General features: G+C 58.7%; 29 protein-coding genes and 3 tRNA genes. 13 read left to right on the top strand and 19 right to left on the bottom strand.

The window, feature by feature from the left end; genetic code table 11:
• Positions 1-396 precede the first annotated feature (396 nt).
• Both MHX65_RS08130 and MHX65_RS08135 read right to left on the bottom strand, forming a co-directional pair.
• A complete protein-coding gene (locus MHX65_RS08130; protein WP_239269631.1) occupies positions 397-693 on the bottom strand; it encodes a hypothetical protein in 297 nt (98 codons plus the stop codon).
• A 339-nt stretch (positions 694-1,032) separates the two neighbouring features.
• Complete coding sequence (locus tag MHX65_RS08135) at positions 1,033-1,179, bottom strand: hypothetical protein (RefSeq protein WP_239269632.1); 147 nt, start codon at positions 1,177-1,179, stop codon at positions 1,033-1,035.
• Between the two features lie 193 nt (positions 1,180-1,372).
• Between MHX65_RS08135 and MHX65_RS08140 the strand changes: the two genes are divergently transcribed.
• Positions 1,373-1,798 (top strand): IS30 family transposase, encoded by a 426-nt coding sequence (locus tag MHX65_RS08140; protein WP_441303174.1) that lies wholly within the window; start codon positions 1,373-1,375, stop codon positions 1,796-1,798.
• 128 nt (positions 1,799-1,926) lie between these two features.
• Here the strand turns inward: MHX65_RS08140 and MHX65_RS08145 are convergent.
• The 6 genes from MHX65_RS08145 to MHX65_RS08170 all read right to left on the bottom strand — a co-directional run bounded on the left by MHX65_RS08145 (position 1,927) and on the right by MHX65_RS08170 (position 7,316).
• Positions 1,927-1,999, bottom strand: a tRNA-Arg gene (locus MHX65_RS08145).
• Positions 2,000-2,169: 170 nt separating this feature from the next.
• Positions 2,170-3,237 (bottom strand): GTP-binding protein, encoded by a 1,068-nt coding sequence (locus MHX65_RS08150; RefSeq protein WP_239269633.1) that lies wholly within the window; start codon positions 3,235-3,237, stop codon positions 2,170-2,172.
• A gap of 52 nt (positions 3,238-3,289) precedes the next feature.
• Positions 3,290-4,864, bottom strand: a complete 1,575-nt coding sequence (locus MHX65_RS08155; protein ID WP_239269634.1) for an SLC13 family permease — start codon at positions 4,862-4,864, stop codon at positions 3,290-3,292.
• Between the two features lie 284 nt (positions 4,865-5,148).
• Complete coding sequence (gene mgtE / locus MHX65_RS08160) at positions 5,149-6,513, bottom strand: magnesium transporter (protein WP_239269635.1); 1,365 nt, start codon at positions 6,511-6,513, stop codon at positions 5,149-5,151.
• A gap of 124 nt (positions 6,514-6,637) precedes the next feature.
• Positions 6,638-6,961, bottom strand: coding sequence for a DUF202 domain-containing protein (locus MHX65_RS08165; RefSeq protein ID WP_239269636.1), 324 nt, complete (start codon positions 6,959-6,961; stop codon positions 6,638-6,640).
• Positions 6,954-7,316 (bottom strand): YidH family protein, encoded by a 363-nt coding sequence (locus tag MHX65_RS08170; RefSeq protein WP_239269637.1) that lies wholly within the window; start codon positions 7,314-7,316, stop codon positions 6,954-6,956. Before MHX65_RS08170 ends, MHX65_RS08165 begins: the two co-directional genes overlap by 8 nt.
• 85 nt (positions 7,317-7,401) lie before the next feature.
• Between MHX65_RS08170 and MHX65_RS08175 the strand changes: the two genes are divergently transcribed.
• Entirely contained in the window at positions 7,402-7,779 is a 378-nt protein-coding gene (locus tag MHX65_RS08175; protein ID WP_239269638.1) for an NUDIX hydrolase, read from the top strand.
• Positions 7,780-8,348: 569 nt separating this feature from the next.
• On the opposite strand, the gene MHX65_RS08180 is transcribed toward MHX65_RS08175, so the two are convergent.
• Positions 8,349-8,437: transfer RNA gene (locus MHX65_RS08180), tRNA-Ser, on the bottom strand.
• A gap of 120 nt (positions 8,438-8,557) precedes the next feature.
• Here MHX65_RS08180 and hisC point away from each other — a divergent pair.
• Positions 8,558-9,610, top strand: coding sequence for a histidinol-phosphate transaminase (gene hisC, locus MHX65_RS08185; protein WP_239269639.1), 1,053 nt, complete (start codon positions 8,558-8,560; stop codon positions 9,608-9,610).
• A complete protein-coding gene (locus tag MHX65_RS08190) occupies positions 9,611-10,003 on the top strand; it encodes a phage holin family protein (RefSeq protein ID WP_239269640.1) in 393 nt (130 codons plus the stop codon). It abuts the gene before it with no gap.
• 9 nt (positions 10,004-10,012) lie between these two features.
• Here MHX65_RS08190 and MHX65_RS08195 read toward each other — a convergent pair whose 3' ends face one another.
• Positions 10,013-10,273 carry a MoaD/ThiS family protein gene (locus MHX65_RS08195; protein ID WP_023016533.1) on the bottom strand — a complete coding sequence of 87 codons (261 nt, stop codon included), beginning with the start codon at positions 10,271-10,273 and terminating at the stop codon, positions 10,013-10,015.
• A gap of 58 nt (positions 10,274-10,331) precedes the next feature.
• On the opposite strand from MHX65_RS08195, the gene MHX65_RS08200 reads away from it, so the two are divergent.
• From MHX65_RS08200 to MHX65_RS08215, 4 genes are read left to right on the top strand one after another with little or no spacing between them, the layout of a single operon-like run.
• Positions 10,332-11,468 carry a molybdopterin molybdotransferase MoeA gene (locus tag MHX65_RS08200; RefSeq protein WP_239269641.1) on the top strand — a complete coding sequence of 379 codons (1,137 nt, stop codon included), beginning with the start codon at positions 10,332-10,334 and terminating at the stop codon, positions 11,466-11,468.
• Positions 11,465-11,944 carry a MogA/MoaB family molybdenum cofactor biosynthesis protein gene (locus MHX65_RS08205; protein WP_239269642.1) on the top strand — a complete coding sequence of 160 codons (480 nt, stop codon included), beginning with the start codon at positions 11,465-11,467 and terminating at the stop codon, positions 11,942-11,944. The genes MHX65_RS08200 and MHX65_RS08205 overlap by 4 nt, the downstream gene beginning before the upstream one ends.
• Complete coding sequence (locus MHX65_RS08210) at positions 11,934-12,395, top strand: molybdenum cofactor biosynthesis protein MoaE (protein WP_023024915.1); 462 nt, start codon at positions 11,934-11,936, stop codon at positions 12,393-12,395. The genes MHX65_RS08205 and MHX65_RS08210 overlap by 11 nt, the downstream gene beginning before the upstream one ends.
• Positions 12,392-13,399, top strand: a complete 1,008-nt coding sequence (locus MHX65_RS08215; RefSeq protein ID WP_239269643.1) for a ThiF family adenylyltransferase — start codon at positions 12,392-12,394, stop codon at positions 13,397-13,399. Before MHX65_RS08210 ends, MHX65_RS08215 begins: the two co-directional genes overlap by 4 nt.
• A 23-nt stretch (positions 13,400-13,422) precedes the next feature.
• On the opposite strand, the gene MHX65_RS08220 is transcribed toward MHX65_RS08215, so the two are convergent.
• The 4 genes from MHX65_RS08220 to MHX65_RS08235 all read right to left on the bottom strand — a co-directional run bounded on the left by MHX65_RS08220 (position 13,423) and on the right by MHX65_RS08235 (position 15,414).
• On the bottom strand, positions 13,423-13,677 hold the full coding sequence (locus tag MHX65_RS08220; RefSeq protein WP_023024910.1) for a hypothetical protein: 255 nt from the start codon (positions 13,675-13,677) through the stop codon (positions 13,423-13,425).
• A 149-nt stretch (positions 13,678-13,826) separates the two neighbouring features.
• Positions 13,827-14,585, bottom strand: a complete 759-nt coding sequence (locus tag MHX65_RS08225; RefSeq protein ID WP_239269644.1) for a hypothetical protein — start codon at positions 14,583-14,585, stop codon at positions 13,827-13,829.
• Between the two features lie 270 nt (positions 14,586-14,855).
• Entirely contained in the window at positions 14,856-15,014 is a 159-nt protein-coding gene (locus MHX65_RS08230; protein ID WP_023024906.1) for a hypothetical protein, read from the bottom strand.
• 315 nt (positions 15,015-15,329) lie between these two features.
• Positions 15,330-15,414: transfer RNA gene (locus tag MHX65_RS08235), tRNA-Ser, on the bottom strand.
• A gap of 128 nt (positions 15,415-15,542) precedes the next feature.
• On the opposite strand from MHX65_RS08235, the gene MHX65_RS08240 reads away from it, so the two are divergent.
• Positions 15,543-16,499, top strand: coding sequence for an NAD(P)H-quinone oxidoreductase (locus MHX65_RS08240; protein WP_239269707.1), 957 nt, complete (start codon positions 15,543-15,545; stop codon positions 16,497-16,499).
• 18 nt (positions 16,500-16,517) lie between these two features.
• Here the strand turns inward: MHX65_RS08240 and MHX65_RS08245 are convergent, their stop codons facing one another.
• Positions 16,518-17,771: an aminotransferase class V-fold PLP-dependent enzyme gene (locus MHX65_RS08245; RefSeq protein WP_239269645.1), complete on the bottom strand. Its 1,254-nt coding sequence runs from the start codon at positions 17,769-17,771 to the stop codon at positions 16,518-16,520.
• Positions 17,772-17,984: 213 nt separating this feature from the next.
• On the opposite strand from MHX65_RS08245, the gene wzm reads away from it, so the two are divergent.
• Positions 17,985-18,836 (top strand): galactan export ABC transporter permease subunit Wzm/RfbD, encoded by an 852-nt coding sequence (wzm, locus tag MHX65_RS08250; RefSeq protein WP_051138399.1) that lies wholly within the window; start codon positions 17,985-17,987, stop codon positions 18,834-18,836.
• 55 nt (positions 18,837-18,891) lie between these two features.
• On the top strand, positions 18,892-19,692 hold the full coding sequence (gene wzt, locus MHX65_RS08255) for a galactan export ABC transporter ATP-binding subunit Wzt/RfbE (protein ID WP_023024897.1): 801 nt from the start codon (positions 18,892-18,894) through the stop codon (positions 19,690-19,692).
• Positions 19,693-19,695: 3 nt separating this feature from the next.
• Here wzt and MHX65_RS08260 read toward each other — a convergent pair whose 3' ends face one another.
• Positions 19,696-20,361 carry a GNAT family N-acetyltransferase gene (locus tag MHX65_RS08260; protein WP_239269646.1) on the bottom strand — a complete coding sequence of 222 codons (666 nt, stop codon included), beginning with the start codon at positions 20,359-20,361 and terminating at the stop codon, positions 19,696-19,698.
• A gap of 62 nt (positions 20,362-20,423) precedes the next feature.
• On the opposite strand from MHX65_RS08260, the gene glfT1 reads away from it, so the two are divergent.
• Positions 20,424-21,350, top strand: coding sequence for a galactofuranosyltransferase GlfT1 (gene glfT1, locus MHX65_RS08265; RefSeq protein ID WP_239269647.1), 927 nt, complete (start codon positions 20,424-20,426; stop codon positions 21,348-21,350).
• A gap of 12 nt (positions 21,351-21,362) precedes the next feature.
• Here the strand turns inward: glfT1 and MHX65_RS08270 are convergent, their stop codons facing one another.
• From MHX65_RS08270 to MHX65_RS08280, 3 genes are read right to left on the bottom strand one after another with little or no spacing between them, the layout of a single operon-like run.
• The gene (locus MHX65_RS08270) at positions 21,363-21,803 is read right to left on the bottom strand and encodes a GtrA family protein (protein ID WP_005280656.1); all 441 of its coding nucleotides are present in this window, start codon (positions 21,801-21,803) and stop codon (positions 21,363-21,365) included.
• An 11-nt stretch (positions 21,804-21,814) separates the two neighbouring features.
• Positions 21,815-22,723 carry a plasmid pRiA4b ORF-3 family protein gene (locus tag MHX65_RS08275; protein ID WP_239269648.1) on the bottom strand — a complete coding sequence of 303 codons (909 nt, stop codon included), beginning with the start codon at positions 22,721-22,723 and terminating at the stop codon, positions 21,815-21,817.
• A 9-nt stretch (positions 22,724-22,732) separates the two neighbouring features.
• Entirely contained in the window at positions 22,733-23,197 is a 465-nt protein-coding gene (locus MHX65_RS08280) for a hypothetical protein (protein WP_239269649.1), read from the bottom strand.
• 34 nt (positions 23,198-23,231) lie between these two features.
• Between MHX65_RS08280 and MHX65_RS08285 the strand changes: the two genes are divergently transcribed.
• Complete coding sequence (locus MHX65_RS08285) at positions 23,232-23,507, top strand: hypothetical protein (protein ID WP_239269650.1); 276 nt, start codon at positions 23,232-23,234, stop codon at positions 23,505-23,507.
• Positions 23,508-23,528: the final 21 nt, after the last annotated feature.

Raw genomic sequence — 23,528 nt, forward strand, 5'->3', positions numbered from 1 at the left:
TGGGATGGTCAGCCCTGTCGATTTCGAAAATCACATCACCCAAACCAGAAACGAAGAAAAAATCGCTGCCTAACCGCTAGGTAGCTCTACTACGTGTCCACGATTTGCGGGCAACCCCACTTTGATTCCCTGTTTCCCTGGGCAGTTATTTGTTACTTTTACGTTGTCAGCACTTGGCTGGACGTTAACGCAGGTAGCAACCGGGGACGAAGCGGAAAAGAAACTAATTCCGCCCTTAGTTGCGTCGGGGAGAAAACCGTCTGGGTCGACAGAGAGTGGCACGGTGTCCCCAGGTTGATACTGATTATTTTCAGATGCGTGGGCGGTGACAGGGAACACTGCAGTTAGTAAAGTGCAGCCCATTAAAATGAGACCCTTTTTCCATGTCATTGACAATCATCCTTTCTGGATATATTCCATAGAATTGAATTTATCCTTTTCGGGAGTTGAGGTAAGGAACATCTCTACGAAACCAGAGCCCTGAAGTATTTCATCCCACTCGATAGATTCTTCATTTCTACTTAAATCAGGGAATCTTCCCCAAAGGCGAACGACTTTTCCTTCGTGAAGTCTAGGGTTAAAGAGGTCGAAGTGGTACCAGAGCTGATTTTCGGGGGAGCCGCTGTTTCTTCCCGCTTGGATGCCGACTCCGGCTAAAATTGTTTCCTCTGGAAGTATGGTGTCTTGAAACATTTGGGTGGATATATTTTTCAAAAACTTGATTTCATCAGTCGTGATAGAAACAAATTGATTGATGACTATTCTCCTAGCGGTAGAAAGCAGTGATTATTCCGACAGGTCGGCCGTCTCCGCTTGCGGGATCTACTCGTTCTGTGGCAACAACCGTCATAACTCTTCCATTGATTGGGTAAGAGCATTTTTTCTTGCCATTTCCTGCATTTAAGCCGCCTTTGCAGTCGGGGGCGTTATGTAAAACTGTGTCAATCTCTGTAGTGGCTGGAACGAAACCGTCGTGACTGTCTTTGATGTGAGAAAGCCCAAAACCAACACTGCCGGGTTCATCTCCTTGTCCTACGCGGAGTGGAAGATCTCGCCTTTCGGGCCAATGATTGTTTGGCTGATGGTCCAGTCAATTGGCTGAGCGGCCACTGCAGTGGGGGAAACAAGTAATCCGATAAATGCCGCCAAAGTGGCGGATAAAAATTTCTTTACTTTCACGGCAACGCCATTCAAATGTGTTTGGAAGATTTGCGACGGGAGAGAATGAAACCTTTGGTGCTGATGTTGGTGTCAAGTGAGGCATGAACCAAAAAGGAAACCCTGTCTCATTAATTATGATGGTCTAACTCTCCGTTTCCCGCAAGACCTTTTTGTGAATGCATAAATTAATTTATGCATTGCTTCAATCGGGCTGCTACTCGAACGCGTCAGCCGATTTGTTGTCCTTGGCCACCTGCCAGGCAGGCACACCAGCAAAGAAGTATTCACAGCCCTGCACAAGGCTGTCGCTGGAATCGATAAAGCACTCTGGTCATCAATTACCTGGGACCAAGGAAGCGAAATGGCAGGCCATAAAGCCTTTACCATGGCCACTGACATTCCCATCTACTTCTGCCATCCAGGATCACCGTGGGAACGCGGCAGCAACGAAAACACCAACGGCAGGCTCAGGAGAAACCTTCCCAAAAACAGCGACCTGTCCATCTACAGCGCCGAGGACCTGGAGATGATCGCCAACATACACAACCACAAACCACGCAAAGCGCTCAACTGGCGCACCCCAGCCGAAGTCATGACCAACGCCCTGACACAAACCGGTAGTATCACACCAAAGTAACCATCATCGTTGCAACGACCCCTAGAATCCAAGCCTCCGACACTCCTCGCCCACTCCGAGAATAAGCCCGGAAATAAAAAATCTCGAGACACCGTCTTGGAGATGATGTCTCGAGATTCGAAATTTTGTGCGCCCGGAGGGATTCGAACCCCCAACCTTCTGATCCGTAGTCAGATGCTCTATCCGTTGAGCTACGGGCGCAGTCCGTTGTGAAGCAGCGCGTATGCTCTGCTGTGCAACGAGAATTTACTATACCCACGGACCTGAAAACTAACAAATCGCCTGTACAGAGCCGTGTTCGGCGGGATAGCCAGCGGTGTATTGTTCACCCGCCGTTCACGCTTGAGCTCGGTGTGGAGGGCGAGGGGAGGCTATACAAGGGCGGAGGCTTCGGCATCGGAAAGCAGGGCGTCTTGAAAGGCCTGCAGGGTGGATTCATGATCGAAGTCGACGCCGATGAGCACGAGCTCCGTGCCGGGGGTTACACCATTGGCGGCCCATAAAGAAGCGGGCATAATCTGCAGGTTTGGCCCGGCCTGCTGCCACGCGTGGGCCACGCGCAGATCGGTATCGATCCAGCAATACCCCTTGGACCGCACGAGGCCCGTGCTTGCCCGGAGGGCGGCGATGAGGCGCTCGCGGTTAAAGGGGCGGTCGGCGCGAAAGACGACTGAGGAGATGCCGTATTCCTCGGTTTCTGGAGTGTGTGGGTTCGCAAGCTCTTCGGCATAGCCGTGATAGGCGGCAGCGGTGGCGGTATTGAACAAATGCGCATCGAGAACTAGCCCCGGTTCGATGACCCCGTGGGTCACCGGCACCACGCGAGCCCGTGGATTCATGGCGCGGACTGCGGCGATGACGCGCTCGGTTTCGGCGGCATCGACAAGATCGGTCTTGGTAATGAGGATAAGGTCGGCGAATTCGACTTGGTCCACTAAGAGATCAGAAATGGTGCGGTCATCTTGGGGCGTAGCCTCGATGCTTTCGGAGACGAGGCTGCGGCCGCGGCGCAATTGGTTTAAGAAGGTGGAGGCATCGACGAGGGAGACCATGGTGTCGATGGGGGCGGCATCGGCAAGCGTGGTGCCATCGGCAAATTCCCACTCAAAGGTGGCAGCCACGGGCATGGGCTCAGAAATGCCGGTGGATTCGATGACGATCTGATCAAAGCGGCCGGAGCGCGCCAGCTTGCCCACGGACTCGATGAGGTCTTCACGCAGGGTGCAGCAGATGCAGCCATTCGACAGCTCCACGAAGCGATCCTCGCCGCGTTCGAGGTGGCCTTCGCCGGCGACGAGGGCGGCATCGATATTGACCTCAGAAAAATCGTTGACGATGACCGCCAGCTTGCGCCCCTCCCGGTTCGCGAGCAGGTGGTTAAGTAGCGTGGTCTTTCCGCTGCCTAAAAATCCGGACAGCACGGTAACAGGTGTAGCCATCCTTTAATGGTAACGTTTTTCATTAAAGGATGGCTACTGAGGTGCTTAATGTCTAGACCGTCAGCCCGAAGATCGGTACCGCCAGCAGGAAGACGGTAAGGGTGATGAGGAAGATACCGATGACGTTGAGTCCAACGCCGCCCTTGATCATCTCGCCAATCTTGACGTAGCCGGAACCATAAGCAATGGCGTTCGGCGGGGTTGCCACCGGCAGCATGAAGGCACAGGTTGCGGCCAAGGCGACCGGGATGGTGAGCAGCAGGACGTTGATATCGCCTTCGGTGGTCAGGCCCACGCCCACGGCGACGCCGCCCATGATGGGAATGAAGGTGGCCGCGGTGGCGGTATTGGAGGTGATCTCCGTCAGGAAGAGGACCAGGGCGGCCACGGCTGCGACGATGAGCACGATGGGCAGGGAGCTGAGCCCCTTGGCCATCTCACCGATCCACAGGGACAAACCGGAGGAGTTGAAGGCCGAGGACAAGGAGAGGCCACCGCCGAAGAGGAGGAGGACGTCCCATGGCATTTCATTGGCCGTCTTCCAATCCAGCAGGCGGATGCGGCGCTCCGAATCGGCCGGCAGGATGAACAGGAGGATACCTGCGGCGATGCCGACGATGGCATCGTCATAATTATCAAAATCGCCAAGGACGATGGGCAGGGTTACCCAGGCCAGGGCGGCTAGGACGAAGATGATGCCGGTCATGATCTGCGGGCGGGTCCATGAGCCCAGCGCCTTGATTTCCTCGTTGATGAGCTCGCGGCCGCCGGGGATTTCGGTCATTTCCGGCTTGAAGATGGTAATCAACAGCGCCCATGCGATGAGTAGGAAGACAAGCGCCAGCGGCACGCCGACGGCCATCCAACGACCAAAGCCGAGGGTGACGTCCCAGGTATCGGCCATGTACGCATTCAAGAAGGCATTCGGCGGTGTACCAATCAGGGTACCCAGCGAGCCGATGGAGGCGGAGTACGCGATGCCCAGCATGAGGGCGGTGGCGAATTTCTTCTGCTTATCCCAACCGCCAACGGTCTCTGCGGTAAGCGCCAGCACGGACGTACCAATCGGCAGCATGACGACGGCCGTTGCGGTATTCGATACCCACATGGACAAAAAGCCGGTGGCCAGCATGAAGCCCAAAATGAGGCGGCGCGGCGAGGTGCCGATGAGCTTTACCACATAAAGCGCAAGGCGGCGATGCAGGTTCCAGCGCTGCAGCGAAAGCGCGATAAGGAAGCCACCCATGAACAAGAAAATGGTGGCAGAGGCATACGGCGCGCCGACTTCCTTAATGGTGCCCACGCTTGCGAGCGGGAAGATGACCAGCGGAATCAGCGCGGTGGCAGCCAGCGGGATGGCCTCAGTCATCCACCACACACCCATGAGGATGGTGACCGCCGCAACGGTGCGGATGGCGCTTAGCGTGTAATCGGCTTCCTCGTCCACGCCGGTGGACTGCTGGACCGTATCGATGGCATTTGAAGGGAAGATGAAAAATACGAGGATGGCCAGGGCGAGGCCGATGAAAAGGCCAATGAACTGGCGGCGCCATTCATTGCGTGGGGCACCCGGATCCTCAGCGCCCTCTGATTGGGCGGTAGATTCGTGAGTATGCGGGGTGGTCATGCCGCGAACTCCTTTGCTAGAGAGACTTTTAGCAGGGCGGGGGTGTGATAGCTCTGTCAATTACCAGCAATCGAGCCGGATCCTTGGTGCATCCCGAACATCATTCAGTCCGTGCAGAGCATGCTAAGACCCTACAAAACATTTGCACCAGAAACCACAAACTTTACTGAATTCACCCCCACCGCATTTAAAATTCACACACCGCAGCTACTCACAATGTGAAATTTTCCCCACCGGTTCGCTACCCCCGCCCGGCGCGCCAGGCCCCGTGTGCCAGGGGGCCTTTATAGCCCGAGCACGGACTTGGCGATGAGGAAATAAATAATCAGACCCGTGGCATCGCAGAACGTGGAGATAAACGGATTGGAAAATACGGCAGGGTCCGCGCCAATGGTCTTTGCAACGATGGGCATCAGCCCGCCCACCGTGGCGGATATGGAGCAGATTAAAAACAGCGTCGAGCCAATGACTAGGCCAATATCTACGCCATAGACCACCGTTGCCAGGCCGAACCCTGCCAAGCCCAATACTGCACCAAGCAGCATGCCTACCCGGAGCTCGCGCCAGAGAACGGCAAGGAGGTCGCGCCCGCGGACATCGCCAAGCGCCAGCGCACGGGTGACCGTCGTTGCTGCCTGGTTTCCCGTATTGCCGCCGGTACCGGTCAGCAGCGGGATAAACAGGGAAAGCACCACGGCCTGCGCCAAGGTGTCCTCGAAGGCGTCCAGGACCCGCACGGTCAACAGCGCGGACACCGCCAGAACCAGCAGCCACACGATGCGGGACTTCACCAATTTTAATAGCGGCGTGGACAGGTACGGCTGCTGCAGGGCCTCGGTACCGCCGGCGCGCGCTGAGTCCTCGCTATCTTCTGCTTCGACGATGTCAATGGCATCATCCCAGGTCAAAAGGCCTACCAGGCGGTCCGAATCATCCACGATGGGCAATGCCAAAATATCGAGCGGCAGGAACCACCTAGCTGTGGCTTCCGCATCATCATTGGCGTTGGCATAGATGGGGCTTTGCATGATCTCCCCAATCGTGGTGCCCTCCTCCGCGGTAAAAATCTCCCGCAGCGTCACCACGCCCACTAGGCGGCGGTCCGCGCGGGTGATGGGCACCGCATAGATGGTTTCCAGCTCATCGGCCTTCGCACGCAGGGTCCGCAGCGCTTCCTCCACGCTCATTTCGGGATGGATGCCGGGGACCTCGGGCGACATGCGGCGGCCCACCGAGCCCTTGGTATAGCCCAGGACAACCCCGGTGACATCCCGCTTTGATTTGGTAAGCGAGCGCAGCAGCCGATCCGCGATTTCCGCCGGCAGCTCATCCAAAAGGGCCACGCGGTCTTCTGGCTCGAGTTCATCGAAGAACTCATAAACATCAGCATTTCCCAGCTCATCGATGATATCTGCCTGGTGCTTGGCATCCAGGGCATCAAATACCACGATGGATTTACGCCGCGGCAACAAGCGCAGGGCCAGCGCGGCGCGGATGGCATTTTGCCGCTCGACGATGGCGATGAGCTCTTGCAGTGGCACCTCATCAAGCAACGCCTGCAAGCGGGGCGCTTTTTGCGGGTCAATGGCAGAATCCTGCTTCAACCATGCCTCGACCGTATCGCTGGCCTGCTCAGTAGTATCCGCCATCGCCGTCACCTTGCCCTTCTCGCCCCTCATACCGCGGCACCGGTGGCCACCGTAATTGATATAGCCCCACATAGATTACGCGTATCTCCCATCAGCACACAGCGCTGCGGGGAAAAATCTGCCTTTAGGCAAAAACACCCCACAAGGCAAAGGCCGCAAGCAGGGAGACCAGCCCCGCGCTACTGGCCAAGACGGCGGCGCTGGGGAGGTGGCGGTGGGTGCGCAGGGAGGCATCGACAAGCGATGCCCGCTTCCTCACCGCCAAGATCAGCACCAGCACGCCCGCCGCGAGCGCCAGCAACGGGAGAAACACACTAACGCTGACCACCCGCATGACCCCTAGGAGTATCACCGCCAGCGCGAGGATGGTGCGCTGCCACGATAGGCGGGTGCGCTCGGGCTGCAAGCCGGGGTCAAAGAGCTCCCCATGCGGCTGCGGGCTAGGCAAGTAACTCTCCTACCAGCAGCACGGCCGCGATAACGACGATGGTGCCCACCAGCACCGGGATGGCGATGCTAAAGGGCAGCGGGCGCTGTTGCCGCAAGGCACGCTCAGCCCGCTTCCATTGCACCCACGCGACTATCGGCAGCACAATCGCCACCACCAGCATGAATGCGGAAACCACCGCGCGCAGGGTCGCCGGTAGCGGCACATCGAAAGCCTCCAAGGCCACTCCCCCGGCAATCAGCGCGAGCGAGGTGCGAATCCATGCGAGGAAGGTGCGCTCATTCGCCAGCGTAAAACGCGGATCAGGGTCACTTCCTACCCCAAATACCGAGCGGGGAAACCTCGAATCGCTCATGCCTTCCTACCTTATATTCAATGCACGTCCTTAGCGCGATAAGGCCGCGAGCCTGTTCGCCGGTCACCTCGTTAAGATCGGGGCCATGATTGAAGTCGCAGCCATCGTTTTCCGCAATTCCTTTGGCCACGTGCTTGGCGTACGCAAGGCCTCATCCACAAAGTTTCAGCTGCCGGGCGGCAAGCTAGAAGAAGGCGAAAGCCCTGTCCAGGCCGCTGCGCGCGAGGCGGAAGAAGAAATCGGCGTGCAGGTACGCCTACCTGAACTCACTGAGCTCGGCACCTTCACTGCCCCGGCCGCCAATGAACCGGGCCAGACCGTCCGCGGGCATATCTTTACCTACCCGCGCCCCGTCATCGCCCACGCCGCGGCCGAAATCGCCGAAACCGCCTGGATCGATCCCGCCGACCCGCAGTGCGAGCTTGCCGATCTCCTGCGTAGCAAGGTTTTTCCGGCGCTGTAAAGTGGTCAAGCTCGCGTATCAACAGAGAGCCACGCCTACACCCCGTCACCTGCGGCGGGAAGAATCGTGGACCAGCGATGACGTAACAGCCGCTCTGGGGTCAACAAGGTGTGGTTTACTACTTATTTAGACTGACGCCCTGCATTCTCCGCCCACACGCGCACTCCGACAGAAGCAGCAGTCAGAACAACAATGAAGATGGTCACTAAGCCGATGCCTATTACATCGGTCAGCCACAAAACAAATATCACCAAAGAGGCGACTGCTAAAGCGAGCAAAACTCCGTTTTTGTCTTCTGCGCTTTATCCATGTCTCCATTATTCACGATAAAAACTCACCACGCGACGAGTTCATCCTTCTGAAAAATCTCCTTGAGCACCAAAAGCGCCCTCGGAGAACTACATTTCCATTTCATGCCCGTAGCGGGGGAATACTCGTATTACGCTTGCAGAATAGGGGGCCTGGCTCCTGATTGGTGGCCACCGCATTTTGTCATTTAACCCCGTTTAGGCCTGTCGTTTAAGCTGGCAAAACAACAAAATCCCAAGCGCATTCGCCCGGGATTTGTGTGGCGGAGATGAGAGGATTCGAACCTCCGGACCCCAGAAGGGTCAACTCCTTAGCAGGGAGCCCCATTCGGCCGCTCTGGCACATCTCCAAGTTCAGAAAGAACCGTAAAAGACAATACCTGCCGCATGCGCCACGGCCAAACTAACCCCCTGGTTTTGTCCCCGGTTTTCTTCCACGCGCGCAGGAGAGACGACCTAGAGTGGTAGCCATGATTCGCTCCGACTTACGCGCCATTCCGGGCTATGTGCCCGGCGCGCGCCACGATGATGCCCTCAAGCTCTCTTCTAATGAGGCCACGCAGCCACCGCTGCCTGAGGCCGCAGAGGCTATGGCCCGCGCCACCGCCGAGGCCAATCGCTATCCGGATATCGCGGCCACCGAGTTGCGTGAGGATCTGGCCGAGCACTTAGGCGTGAGCTTCGACCAGGTTGCGGTAGGCACGGGTTCTTCCGCGCTGTGCCAGCAATTGGTACAGATCACCACCACGCCCGGTGAGGAAGTGATTTTTCCGTGGCGTTCCTTCGAGGCTTATCCCATCTTTGCCCAGGTTGTGGGCGCACGCCCCATTCCAGTTCCACTCGATGCGGACCAGCGCGTGGATTTGGCCGCGATGGCGGAGAAGATTACCGCGGATACGCGCCTAATTTTCGTCTGCAATCCGAATAATCCTTCCGGCACCACCGTGACTAAGGCGGAGTTCGCCGAATTTATGGACGCGGTGCCAAGCGATGTCCTCGTTGCCCTCGATGAGGCCTATATCGAATACAACCGGAATTCCGATACCCCGCTGGGCACCGAGCTTTTTGGCACTTATCCCAACGTGGTTTTCCTGCGGACCTTCTCCAAGGCCTATGGTTTGGCCGGCGTGCGCGTGGGCTATGCCTATGGCCCAGAAGATGTCATCGCGGCGCTGAATAAAGTAGCGATTCCGTTTTCCATCAACGCCGTGGCCCAGGCCGGTGCCCGCGCCGCGCTAGCAGCGCAGGATTCGCTGCGCGAGCGCACCGAAGAGACCTGTGACCAGCGCCAACGGGTGGAAAAGGAACTGGCAGAATGGGGCGTTCCCCACTCGGAAGCCAACCACGTATGGCTGCCGGCGGCGAATATTGAAAGGCTAGGAACGCCGCAGGAATTAGCCGCACGCCTAGCCACACGCGGCGTGCTCGTTCGCGCCTTTAGCGAAGGCATACGCATTACTATTACAACCGAGGAAGAAACTAACGCCCTGCTGCAGGCGTGGAACGATACCGTAGGAGGCTAAATGCGTTCGTTGACCAATTTTGCCCTCAATGTAGTCGCCATCGCGATTGCGCTCTGGGTCGTAGTGGGCATTATCCCCGGGATTTATATCACCCCGGATAAGCTGGGCAATTTCATTGCTGTGGCCATTGTTTTCATCATCATTAATGCGGTGGTCATGCCCGTGCTGCGTTTTATCGGCGCCCCGCTGACCTGCCTTACCCTAGGGCTATTCGCGCTCGTCATCAACGGCGCCGCCCTGCTGATCGTGGAGTGGACGCTCAATACCTTTGACTTAGGAATTGGCCACCTTGTGGTCAATTCCTGGGGCTCTGCAATCTTCGGCGCCATCGTCTTGTCCTTAGTCAGCAGCTTGGTCAATTTCTTTACCAGCCCGCTGCGCGAGCCGGTCTAAAGGAACGGGTTATCCCCCGGCGAAGGGCGGCAGCACGTCAACGCGGGTCACGCCCATGAGCGGCGAGTCCGCCTGAGTGTTGCCGGCGCCATCGATAAGAAAGTTGCAGCGCCCCAGCACCTCTTTCATGCTCATACCGGCCTCCGTAGTGCCGGTGTGGTCCTTGCCCAGCTGCTCTATGAGCTGGCCTAAGGTGGTGGGCGCTTTTACCTGCTCCGAAGCTACGCCAGCCGCGGCACGAGCGGCGGCGAAATAGTGAACGGTCAACATGCTTCCTACTATGCCCGCAGGCTTCGAACGTGTCGAACTCGCGGGTAAACTTGACGCCATGCGCACTCCCGAAACCCACGCGCACGAGGTCGCGGCTGCCCTCGGCCCGCGCGAAGTCATATCCCGGTCCTTGGGCCAGGCACAGGAGATGGTCCTTGCCTCCGATGTCTATACCACCTTCCCCTCGCCGCGCTTTAGCAATTCCCAAATGGATGGCTACGCGCTGCCTGCTACCGAAGCCGGTGCGTATGAGGTGGGCCCCACCATCGCCGCAGGCGCGGATCCCGCCGAGCTGCTGGATGGCCCTTTGCGCGCCGCCAGCCCCATCATGACCGGAGCCAAGGTTCCGGAGGGCACGGCAGCCATCGTGCCGATTGAAAAGTGCCAGCCGCAGGAGTTCCTCCAGCCGGGCGAGACCATTACAGTTCCGGCCACTGAAAAGGGCCAATTCATCCGCGGGACGGGCACGGACCTCGAGCAGGGCGCTCTCCTGGCCGCCAAGGGCGATAAGCTCACCCCGGTGCGCTTGGCCGCGCTGGCCTCCCAGGGCATCGAGGAGGTCACCGTTTACCGCCCCGCCCGCATCCTCGTGTGCACCGGCGGCGCGGAAATTGGTACGGGTATAGCTGCTATTCCCGATGCCAATGCACCGCTCATCTCTGCTATGGCCCACCGCGCCGGCATTGAGGTCGCCGGTTATGTCACCACCGATGATGATCCGGAGGTGCTCACCCGCGCGCTGGAGGAGGCCACTAAGCTCCACCGCCCCGATGCCATCGTCACCTCCGGCGGTATTTCTGCGGGCAAATACGAGGTCATCCGGCAGGTGCTCACCGGCTGGTTTGGCCACGTGGATCAGCAGCCCGGCGGGCCGCAGGGCATCGCCAGTTTCCATGGCACCCCGGTCATCTGCTTGCCCGGCAATCCGATTTCCACCATGGTGAGCTTCCGCCTCTTTGTCGCCCCCACCCTGGGCTGGGCACCCGCGGCATATCGCGTACCAATCGCGCACGCCATCGAGGGGCTGCCCCACAAGGATCAATTCCGCCGCGGGTACGCCGATGCGCAAGCCCACGTTACTGGCGGTGCTAGCTCTCACCTGCTGGCCCAAGCCGCCAATGCCACCCACCTCATCCGCATTCCTGCCGGTAAGAGCCTCAGCGCAGGAGAAAAAGTAAAGGTCTATCCCCTATGAGTTCTGCTCGCACCGCCATTGTTTTGGTCGCCTCCACCCGCGCCGCCGCCGGGGTCTACGAGGATCGCTCGGGCCCCATCGCAGTAGATTTCCTGCGCCGCAAGGGTTTCGACTGCCCTGATGCCCGCGTGGTGCCCGATGCCGATATCGCCGCAGCGGTGGACCAGGCCTTCGCCGAAAAGCCCGCGGTTATCCTTACCTCCGGCGGAACGGGCCTGACCCCGGACGATCTCACCGTCGATGCCGTACAGCCCCATCTCACGCGGGAGCTTCCCGGCATCGCCATGGCCTTTTGGAATAAAGGCTTGGAGACTATCCCCACCGCAGTGGCCTCGCGCGCGGTCGCAGGCGTCAATGACACCACCTTTGCCATGACCCTGCCCGGTTCTACCGGCGGAGTCAAAGATAGTTGCGCCGTGCTAGAGGATTTAATCGTCCACATCGTCGATATGTTAGAAGGAAAACATGAGCACTGATCCTTCTTATGTCGCCGCGCAGACTGGGCTCACTGTCGGCGCCATACTGACCGAGCAGCCCCTCGAGCCCCTCCTTGCCGCCGCCAAAGCAGAGGTCACCACCTCAGCCATGGGCGCGGTGGTCACGTTCGAGGGCATCGTGCGCGATCACGATGGCGGCCGGCCCGATGTCACTCAGCTGTCTTACTCCGCACACCCTAGCGCCCCAGAAAAGCTGCGCGAGATTGTCGATGAAGTAGCAGGCCAGCACCCCGTGCGCTTGTGGTCGGCCCACCGCACCGGCGATCTACAGGTGGGCGATTTGGCCTTTACCGTCGTCGCCGCCTCTGCCCACCGCGGCGATGCCTTCCGCGCCGCGGAGTCCTGTGCCGATCGAGTCAAGGCCGAGGTGCCCATTTGGAAGGAACAAAGCCACGGCGATGGCTCCATCAACTGGGTGGGCCTCGAATGAGCACACGCTATGCCCGCCAGGAGGCCCTGTGGGGTGATAAGGGCCAGCAGAAATTGGCTGACTCCCACGTCGCGGTCATCGGCGCGGGCGGGCTTGGCTCACCGGCGCTGCTCTACCTGGCAGGAGCCGGGGTGGGCCGCATCTCGCTTTTCGATGACGACCTCGTCTCCCCCTCCAACCTCCACCGGCAGGTCATTCACACCACCGCCTCCATTGGCACCGTAAAGACCGAATCGGCCGCAACGGCGGTGCGGGCCCTCAACCCTGAGGTGGAGCTCATCTGCCACGGCCGCCTAGAATCCGCCACCGCCCTCGAGCAGCTGCGCGGCTGCGACGTGATCCTCGATGGGACGGATAATTTCGACGCCCGCTACCTGTGCTCATGGGCCGCCCACAGCCTGGGCATTCCCCACATTTGGGCTTCTATCCTGGGCTTTGATGCGCAGATGAGCGTCTTTTGGTCCGGCAAGGGCCCTGTGTACGAGGATGTTTTCCCCACCGCTCCTGCCCCGGGCGAGGTTCCGTCGTGTTCCCAAGCCGGCGTCCTGGGCCCCATCGTTGGCACGGTGGGTTCTGCGATGGCCTTGGAGGCTTTGAAGATCATTACCGGCGTCGGTGCCCCACTTATTGGCACGCTCGGTTACTTTGAGGCGCTATCTGGGACCTGGGAGTATATCCCCATCCGCCCCACCGGCGCGCAGCCTACCCAGCCAGCCGATGCCCCCGAGGTTCGCGAGATCCCCGCGCACGCCCCGCTTATCGATGTCCGCACCGACGCCGAGCGCGCCCGCTCTGCCATTCCTCATTCAACGCATCTGCCCCTCGACCGCATCCTCGCCGGCGAAAACCCGGACATCGGCCAGGGCGATGCCGCTGTTATCTACTGCGCTAGCGGCATCCGCTCCGCGCAAGCCGTCCACGCATTGCGCGGCCGCGGCTACGAGCACGTTGTTTCACTGCGCGGCGGCATTAACGCGTGGTTGGAACAGCACGATTTGTCCTAGCCTCGCCAAACAGTGTGGGGTGCCTATGGCCTTCCGTATTTGTCTTCCTTGCCGCGAACAAAGACGAACCAGATCAGCGGCCCCAAGAAAGGAAGGGCGAAGGTAGCGGCGATAAAGAGTATCTTGGCCGCAATCGTGTACCCAGAAGCGATAATAGAAATAACCGCCGCAATCCAGAACGCGACGAGCAAAATAATGGGAAGGAACCCAAGGAACCACCACGTGTCATTAGAGTTAGTAGATTCCGCTGCTGCTACATAAAGTTCCGAGGTATTCATGACGTCCTTTCGTCGAGCATTTTTATCTCTGGGACAAAGCCAGCACCGCATCGATACCTGACTTGCCCTGTACATTTCCAAGATTAAGTCTGCGCCGCACTAGGCGCGTCATCCCCCGGTATGAAATGCCACAGCAGAATCCCACTGATCTAAGAGGTCTTCCGGTGCCCTGTCATCTCTAGGTTCGCTTTGTCGCCATCTAAGGTGAGGTTTCCCGTCAGTTCCTGCGTGGCCACAGCACCCGATTCGCCTTCCCCATAGGCACGCCACGTTACTGTCACGGTATCGTCGGTCCACTCCAGCTGATTAATATGCCTGCGTGCTGGCTCCATGCCATTACGGGTCCAGTCTTCTACCTGGGTAATGTAATTCAGGTCATTGTCATAAATGAGCAAGTTATCCGGCCAGGCCACGCCGCCTTGATCGCAGACATAGGTAATAACGGCTTCATCTTTGCCATCACCGTTGATATCGGCGTAAGCACCCTTAGGGGTTCCATCCTTGTTGAGCTTTAGCCCGGCGGCAGCATTGGGATATCCAGTCTTTAAGTGCTCGGGCAAAGTCCCGTCCACCAACGTGCCGGCGTCATGCTCACACAACGCTGGTACCCACAAGGAGTACAAGTCTTCCACTGGGATGATCTTATTTTCCCCTGAAGTCGCAGATTTCTGGGCCTTTTCCGTCACTGTCGCAGTGCTCGGCTCCGTCGCGGAATCTGAGGCTCCAGCACCTTCATCATCCGTGTTTGAACTGGAGGATTCTTCGCTGACCTCGGAGGTCGCGCTAGATCCGGTGAAATTCGGCTCGCTATCGGCCTTATTAGGTTCATCGGAATTAGAGCAACCGGAAACAAAAGCGACAGCGGTCACGGCCAGGATCGCGCAAGGAGAGGTGAGAGAATTAGGCATAAGCGCAGCATACAGTGCTAGGGCGGCTGGATTCGCGCCAATGGAGGTAAAAATGAGAATTCGGCAACCTGGCGGGAACCAGAAGCTAGCCAACTATCATCTTGTTGTGGGTCACTTTTGGAAAGGAAGTAGGGGGCTCCGTTCTGATTCCAGACAAATTTCTAATGCATATCAGGTTTACCATCATCGCTAGAAATCAGGATGGGTCAGCGCATGAATAAACCCCGAGACCAAATGGCCTCGGGGATTTATTTTCTCGCTTCTTAAATCTTAGAAGCCGAGGATGGAGCGGTTAAACTCGTTAACAGCGTCCGGAACCAGGTAAGGCACCTGACGGAAGAACAGGCTTGCCTGCTCAAGAGCGTCCCAGCCGGTGGAGACTGCGGAGTGTGCTGCTTCCTGTACGTTGGATACAAGATCAAGAATCATTTCAGAATTCCTTTCGAGGTTGGAAAATTCTTATACGCGTTTCCGCGCGCACTGATCATTGTATGTGGTTAGGTGCGGTGATGTGCAACTTTCGAGTAGGCAGTTTATAGATTTGTTAGAAAACAATCGTCCTGGGGTTTAAACGATCTGCATTACATTTTCTTTCTATCTAAAACTTTCGCGCAATAAATTTTAGTTTCAAAGATGATCAAGGGAAGTAGGGAAAGGTTCCACGTTTTCCCGTCCGAGGAAAGGATGAGCCGTACAGACAAGACAAAACCCCTAGTCAGCTGGGACTAGGGGAAATGCTCTCTGCGGAGACGGCGGGATTTGAACCCGCGGAGGAATAAACCTCGCCGGTTTTCAAGACCGGTGCATTCGGCCGCTCTGCCACGTCTCCATCGTGCCGAAGAGGCAACTTGGTTAGCTTACTAAACGGTCCCGCGCGAATCACATTGCCCCACGAGAAAATGGACGTGGCGCACACCACACCTCCTCCATTAGATTGGCGGTATGAGTGCTACACAGATGAAGGCAATCGTCCAGACCGATCCTGATACCCCACGGTCGCTAGAGCTGCAGGACGTAGACGTTCCTGAGCTGCGATCCGGGGAGGTCTTGGTGAAGGTAAAGGCGGCGGGCGTCAACCGCGGCGATATTCTGCAGACGATGGGCGCGTACCCGCCGCCACCAGGGGCATCGGAAATAATTGGGCTGGAGGCCGCCGGCGTGATTGAGGATGCCGGCGATACGGATTGGGAAGCCGGCACCGAGGTCGGCTGTTTGCTTGCAGGCGGCGGCTATGCGGAATATGTCGCGGTCCCGCAGGGTCAGCTGCTTCCGCTGCCCAAGGGATTTAGCCTGGAAGAAACCGCGGCCGTGGTTGAGGTCGGCTGCACCGTGTGGTCCAACCTGGGCATCGAGGCGGGCCTGCACGAGGGCCAGCGCCTGCTCATCCACGGCGGTGGCGGCGGCATCGGCACCTTTGCCATCCAGGTAGCAAAGGCGCTGGGCGCTGAGGTGGCTGTTACCGCCGGATCGCAGGAAAAGCTAGAGCGCTGCCGCGAGCTTGGCGCGGATATTCTCATCAACTACAAGGAGCAGGACTTCGTCGATAAGCTCAAGGGCAGCTGCGATGTCATCCTGGATATCATCGGCGCAAAGTACCTGGAAAAGAACATGAAGTGCCTGGCCAAGGACGGCAAGCTCATCATCATCGGCATGCAGGGCGGCACCAAGGCGGATATCAATTTGGCCCCCATGCTGCCGAAGCGCCTGACCATTCAGGGCACGACGCTGCGCGCGCGTGACTTGGACGATAAGGCGGAGATCGTCGCCGGCACCATCAAAAATGTGTGGCCCATGCTGGAAGATGGCCGCGTGAAGCACGCGCTGCATGGCACGTACCCGCTTGCCGATGCCGCCCAAGCCCACGAAGCCCTCGACAGCGGCGAGGTCACGGGCACGCTGGTTCTCACGGTGTAGTTTCCCAGCGCACCCTATTTAGGCGAGCGAGGCAACGACGCGAACGAGGTGCTCGATATCGTGGTACGTATTAAACGGCCCCAGTGCCACGGTGACGGCACCACCGATCTCTTCCACGCCCATTTCCGTCAGCAGCGGTGTTTGCGGGGCCAACGTGGTGACAAGCCCATTATCAAAGAGGCGCTTGTACACCGTCTCTGCGGGAACGCCGTTGACCGCAAAGGTCAAGCGGGGCAAGCGATCATCGGAGGCTCCGGCGGCGGCTTCCCCGGTCACGCCCAAAATATGTACGGCAGGCAGGGTGCTTAAGAAAGCATAAAGATCCGCGCGCAAGTCCTCGAGGTAAGCACTCAAGGCGGTCATGGACTTATGCAACCGCACCCGGCGCGATCCCTTATCCCCACCGGCTAGGGCCGCTAGGTGATCCACCAGCGGCCCCACGCCGCCGGCCAAACCAGAGGACACGGGGGTCTCTAGCTTGCGTCCGTCTTCCTTGGAATAGACGGGGTTGAGGGCATCCAGGCGGCGAAGCATGCGCGTATCGCGAAAGACCAAGGCAGCCATCTGCGGCCCGCCAAGCAGCCCGATATCGATGCCGATAATATCCGTGCCAAGCTCATCGAAGCGGATGGGGCGGTAGGGGGCGATAGCGGAGACATCGAGAAGCGTCCAGGCGCGTGAACGCCCCCGCACCGTGTCAATGATCTCCTCAGCTGGGGATACCGTGCCCAAAAGCTCATGCGCGGCGGAAAAGGAAACGAGCCTTGTAGAGCCATCGACAAGCTCTGCGAACTGGAATCCCGGCAATTCGCCGGTGCCAAGGTCCGGCTGCGCCCAGCGGATATCGGCGCGCACGTCAGAAAAAGCGGAATACAGCGTGGGAGGATCCAGCTTGGACAGCACCACCGAGGAATTGCTGCCCAATAGTGGGCGTGCCGCACGCGACAGGGATTGGTACAGCACGGGCAGGGATGGGCCAAGGACCACACGGTCTGCCTTGGAAGCGGTGAGATCCGCAATGGCCATGCGCGCTGCTGCATAGTTGCCATCGCCTGCCAACCGGCCCGGCTCGGGCGCGGCCGAGTGGGCGCCGCCTGGTCCCTCTTGCGTCGCTACCGCCGTCGCCATCCGGAAAGACCGGGCAACGCCGGAGGTCACGCGCTCCGAAATTTGGGGCACCGCGTGCGCATTGAGGTATGTCCAGCCATCAGATAGTCCGGTGTACAAACCTCGCGCACTAAAGACGTCATAGTGTGCCGAAGCTGCTGGCATTAGGTCCCCTTCTTCATCGCACTGAACAACTGCCACCACGTGGCGGTCGATTCCCTACTGTATACGCGTTTGCTCTCAGTTTCCCAAATCTGAATTTTCCCTGGGCATCACTGTTTTCCCAGGCTAGCGGCGTGTAGTTCCCGTTTGCCCAGCACGCGCGCTAGGGTGTTGGGCGTGCAAGATAACAATCAACTGCGCGCTGATATCGCCCGCATGACCTCCCAGCCAGAAGGCGAGGCTATCCCAGCGTCCCAGTCCATGACCCTCAAAGCTGCTTTCGCAGACCTTATGCGGGGTGCACAGCAGCGTGAGCTGTGGTTCAAGCTGGGCCTGCAAGATATCAAGCAGCGCTACCGCCGCTCCGTCCTCGGCCCATTCTGGATCACCATCGCCACCGGTGTGATGGCGCTTGCCTTGGGCCTCTTGTATTCCATGCTTTTTCAGATTCCCGTCGCGGAATTCCTTCCCCACGTCACCGTGGGCCTTATTATGTGGACCTTTATTTCGGGCTGCATTAAGGAAGGGTCCACGGTCTTTATTGATAATGAGGGACTGATTAAGCAGCTTCCCGCCCCGCTTTCGGTGCACGTGTACCGGCTGGTGTGGCGCCAAACCCTGTTTTTGGGCCATAACCTCATCATCTGGCTCTTGCTAATCATGATCTTCCCGCGCAACTTGGGCTGGGAATTCTTCCTCTTTATCCCCGGGCTACTGCTCCTGCTCATTAACGGCGTGTGGGTCACCATGTTCTTTGGCATCATCGCCACGCGCTTTCGCGATGTCGCCCCACTGCTCGATGCCTTGACGCAGCTATTGTTCTACGTCACCCCGATTGTGTGGATGACCAATACCCTCAAGGACCAAGGCGGTGCGGTGGCGGACCGCGCCCGCATCGCGGAAATCAACCCGCTGTATCACTACTTGGAAATCGTGCGCGCCCCAATGATTGGTGAGCCCGTTGCCGCCTACCACTGGTGGATCGTCATCGGCTGCACCGCAATCGGCTTGTTCATCGCTGGGCTAGTCATGCGCAAGTGGCGCTTCCGCGTGAGCTACTGGGTATAGCTTCCCTTCCTTTACTCCCACCCCACCATGAGGCTCGTTGAAAGGATAAAAACTGATGGTCTCAATTGATACGTATAACGCGTGCGTGGACTTTCCCATCTTTGATGCCAAATCCCGCTCACTAAAAAAGGCCATGCTTTCTACCGCGGGTGGTGCCATTGGGAAAAATGACCACAACACCGTGGTGGTTGAGGCGCTGCGGGATATTAACCTGCACCTGCGGGAAGGCGATCGCGTCGGGCTCGTTGGCCACAATGGCGCCGGCAAGTCCACGCTGTTGCGCCTGCTCTCCGGTATCTACGAGCCCACGCGCGGTACCGCCGATGTCCGCGGGCGCGTCGCCCCCGTCTTTGACTTGGGCGTGGGCATGGACCCGGAGGTATCCGGCTACGACAACATCATCATCCGCGGGCTGTTTTTGGGCCAGTCCATCAAGCAGATGAAGAAAAAGATGGATGAAATCGCGGAGTTCTCCGAGCTGGGCGATTACTTGTCCATGCCCCTGCGCACCTACTCCACCGGTATGCGCGTGCGCCTAGCACTTGGCGTGGTGACCTCCATTGAGCCGGAAATCCTGCTGCTGGATGAGGGCATCGGCGCCGTCGACGCAGCCTTTATGGCCAAGGCCCGCGTGCGCCTGCAAGAGCTGGTCAAGCGCTCCGGCATCTTGGTCTTTGCCTCCCACTCCAATGACTTTTTGGCGCAGCTGTGCAATACCGCGCTGTGGATCGATCACGGCGAAATCCGCTCAGTGGGCGAGGTATCGGACGTCGTGGGCCAGTACGAGGGCCCAGAAGTAGGCGAATACGTGCGCGATCTGCGCCAGCGCTTTGAGGGCGAAGACGCTGCCGAGTAGGAGCTAGCGCAGCATCCCCAGCAGCTGCTGGCTCAGCCCAGAGACCTCCACGTGCAGGTCATCCGGGCGCTTGTAATTGGGGGCTGCCACGCGCGCAGTCACGTGCCGCTGCGAACTATTCTGCGGCCCCGCCTTCTCTTCTCCTTCAGAAACCACCTGGTAGCCCAGCTTCTGGCTCACCCGCGCCGAGGCCTCATTGTGCGCCACCCAACTCGTGCTCATCGCCTGCGCGCCCAGGTAATCGAGGCCAAAGGACACCACCGCGTGCCGGATGAGCGTGCCCACTCCCTGGCCCTGGAACCGGTGAAAGACCCAGGAACCGGTCGCGATTTCTCGCGTCGTAGCGAAGTCCTCCGCCCGCGCATCGATGGTGCCCAGGATTTCCCCCGAGTGCGCATCGCGCACGATGAAGTCCAAGGACCACTTTTCTGGGCGCAGCTGCGCCCGATTGGTCCACCGGAACTGGGCCGCCGCTGCAGGCGTATTCATCCTGGGATTGAATAACCACGGAAAGGCGTAATCCGGAATGTCTGCGCCGTAGATATCCTCTGGCGCCACACCGGCGATTGCCGCAATATCCTCATCGCGCATCACGCGCAGTTCCACGCCAGGGTGGGTAGTATCGCTCGCGCGAATCGTCAGCCCAAACGGTGGCCACATGCTGTCCATAGGAAGTCAGCTTAGCCCACGCGGAGTGTTTATCCGCAGCAGATCCATCCCCCGGTGGCAAGATGGAACGCATGACTGCCACCCTTGATTCCACCGGTACCACCGCTGCCGTCATTGTCACCCACCAGCGTGCGGAATTGCTGCGCGCCTCGCTCGAAAAGGTAGTCAACCAAACCCACCCCGTGCAGTGGGTCATCGTGGTGGATAATGGCGCTGAGGATGCGGTCCGTGACGTGGTGGAATCCCTGGCAGGCGACCGCGCGGTCTACGTGCCGTCCAAGACCAACCTAGGTGGTGCGGGCGGTTTCGCTCTAGGTTTTCTCACCGCGCTATCACTGGGTGTCGATGCCGTATGGTGCGCCGATGATGATGGCTGCCCTGCCGATTACGGCGTATTAGAAGAGCTCTACCGCGTGGCAGGAAATAATAACCTGCACGAAGTCTCACCTGCCGTGTGCAATATCAACGATCCCGGTCGCCTTGCCTTCCCGCTGCGCCAAGGGCTCGTGTGGCGCCGCCGCATGGAGGAGCTGGAAGGAGACTTCCTGCCCGGGATCGCTTCCCTGTTTAATGGCGCCCTAATTTCCGCCGCGGCAATGCAGACCATCGGCGTGCCGGATTATCGCCTCTTCATCCGCGGCGATGAGGTGGATTACCACCGCCGCTTGGTCAACTCCGGGCTGTCCTTCGGCACCGCCTTGACCACCAGCTACCTCCACCCAGATGGCTCGGATGAGTTCAAGCCCATCTTGGGCGGCAAGATGCATACCCAGTACCCAGAAGGCGAGTTCAAGCGCTTTTTCACCTACCGCAACCGCGGCTACCTGCTGTGGCAGCGCGGCATGCGGAAGCTCTTGCCCCAGGAATTTGCCCGCTTTGGCTGGTTCTTCCTGGTCCAACGCCACGATCCGGCCGGCTTCTTGGAGTGGTTGAAGCTGCACAACCGCGGGCGCCGCGAGGATTTCCGCCGCCCCGGAAATCGCTCCTAAGGCGCCGCGTGCCTACTTTTCTTTAAAGATAAAGACCCGCTGGATGGCAAAGTTGGTCACCGTCGCCACGCCTTGGGCAATGACGAAGGCGATGGTGTCTTTCACCGCGCCCTCAAAGCCTAAGGAAATGAGCGGCTCATTGAGCACCCAGTACAAGAAATTCTGCACGGCAAAGGTGGATACGTATAACACGCCCACCGTCGCGGCCGTGCGGCCGGACACCTTCGTGCCAAAGGTCCAGCGCGCATTGGCCAGATAGGCAGCGATGGTGCCAAAGACCCAACCAATCGCCTTCGCCCCAGAGCGGTGCAGACCTAAGTGGGTCAATAACAGCGTCAACCCATAGTCAATGACGGCGGCAAAAACACCCACCGCAATAAATCGCACCAGCTGCTGCTTCAAAGAGCTGGAGGGGCGCTTTACTTCTGCAGCATCTTCAAGTGGATTAGTCACAGGCAGTTAGCTTACCCGCGCAGCAGCGCTCGGTACATGTCTAGGCGGTACACCGGCGCGGCGGCGTCCTTGCCGTAGGCACCAATCTGGGATAGCTGGTGCAAGGAGGCATCGCACAGCGCGCGAATCTCCGCACCTTTCAAGGTGTTGCCATCATCGTTGACCCAGCCCAAGGCATCCATGGTGGTTTCCACCACGGAATCGGTCAGCTCGTCACCACCCATGCAGGACAGCGCCAAGGCCATGGACCAAAAGGCATCTTTTCCCTCATTGGTGACTTCACACGGCAGGCTAGCCAGCGCCTCAGCCGTGGCCGCCGGCAGATCGCTTCCGCGGTTTAAATCCATGGCCTGTAAGAGCGGAACAAAGTCATAGAGCTTGGTGCGCTCGATGAGCGCCCTTACCTGGGGTTTAACCTGTGCCAGAACTTCATCGGTGATTTTTTCACCGGTCAATTCCCGGTTCACCGCAGTAAGTTCAAAGGGCGCGAAGAGGTTGCCCGAGCCGCCCACGCACAGCGCGCTGGGGGTGCCATTATCGCGGGGATAGATTTCTGCGACCACCAGCTCAAAGTCCCAGAGGCCCCACACAAAATCGATCTGGTCGCCCTCGCGCCAAAGGAATTCGGAGGCTTGACGCTCTGGGTCAAGGCGCGGGCCGCGGGCATCGCTGTGCTCGTAAAAGTGCCACGGGGAGTTTTCATCCGGCAGACCAAAGCAGATGTGTAGTACTTTCTGCAGCTCATGCAAGGTAAGCGCATCGCTAAAACCGATTTGGCGGTGGACTTCCCCATCCGCACGGATATTGGAGGCTTGGCAGATGACGGTGAGCGGTTCCCGCTTTAGCGACAGCAGCGGGTCGGCACGGCGAGCCCGTGCCTGTGAAATATCGGTGACCCCTGCATTCATGGGCCCCACCATACGCAAATTTTAAGAAGCCAGTTTTTCTATATCGCGCGCTTCGAGCTCGCTGATGATAAACGTAGTTGCCGCTCCGATGGCTCCCAACAGCGTCCACGGGCGCTTAACGCCACGCTTGCGCAGGAAAGACACCACCTTGCGAGACACGGATACATCGGCCCATAGAGCAAGGCCCACCAAAATGAGCACCGCCGCCAAAATGGCCCAGAGTTTCAGGCCCTTATCCGCAAATTCCTGCGGTGAGCGCGGTTCATCGCCGTCCTCTTCGGCCTGGGCATTGGTATAGGCCACCAATGCGCCAAAACCAATCGTGGACAAAACGTAGGCGGTAATAAGGCCCTTTGTGGATTTAATCCAGTCCGGGTAGGAGGTGACGATGCCCTGTGCGGCCGCTTGGGTGATGCGGCCGGCCAAGGTGTCATCGAGGGCGTAATTATCGCGGGATTCTTCTGCTGCTTCGCGGTTGTTTGTCATAGCGACCACTCTAAGCGGCGGTAAGCTATTGCGCATGTACTCGGAAAAGACAGAGCATATGACACCCGCCCAGCAAGCCGCTCAGGATGAGCGGGCCGAGGACGATAAGCGCAACGGGCATTTTGAAGCAACAGAGCACACCAATCTGCCGCTTAGCCCCTTTATGACGCGCCTGATGGCAGAGGAAATGCCGATTTTGGATTCCACTTCGCGCCGCCGCGTGTACGAGATTTTGGGCAGCTATGAAGGGCCCACCATTGAGTCCCAAGCGGACTTGCCGGAAGAAATCCGCGAGATCATGGATCTCTAAAGCGCCGCATTCGGGGCAGTC

It is taken from the genome of Corynebacterium sp. ACRPS, from assembly GCF_022346005.1.
Classification (GTDB): domain Bacteria; phylum Actinomycetota; class Actinomycetes; order Mycobacteriales; family Mycobacteriaceae; genus Corynebacterium.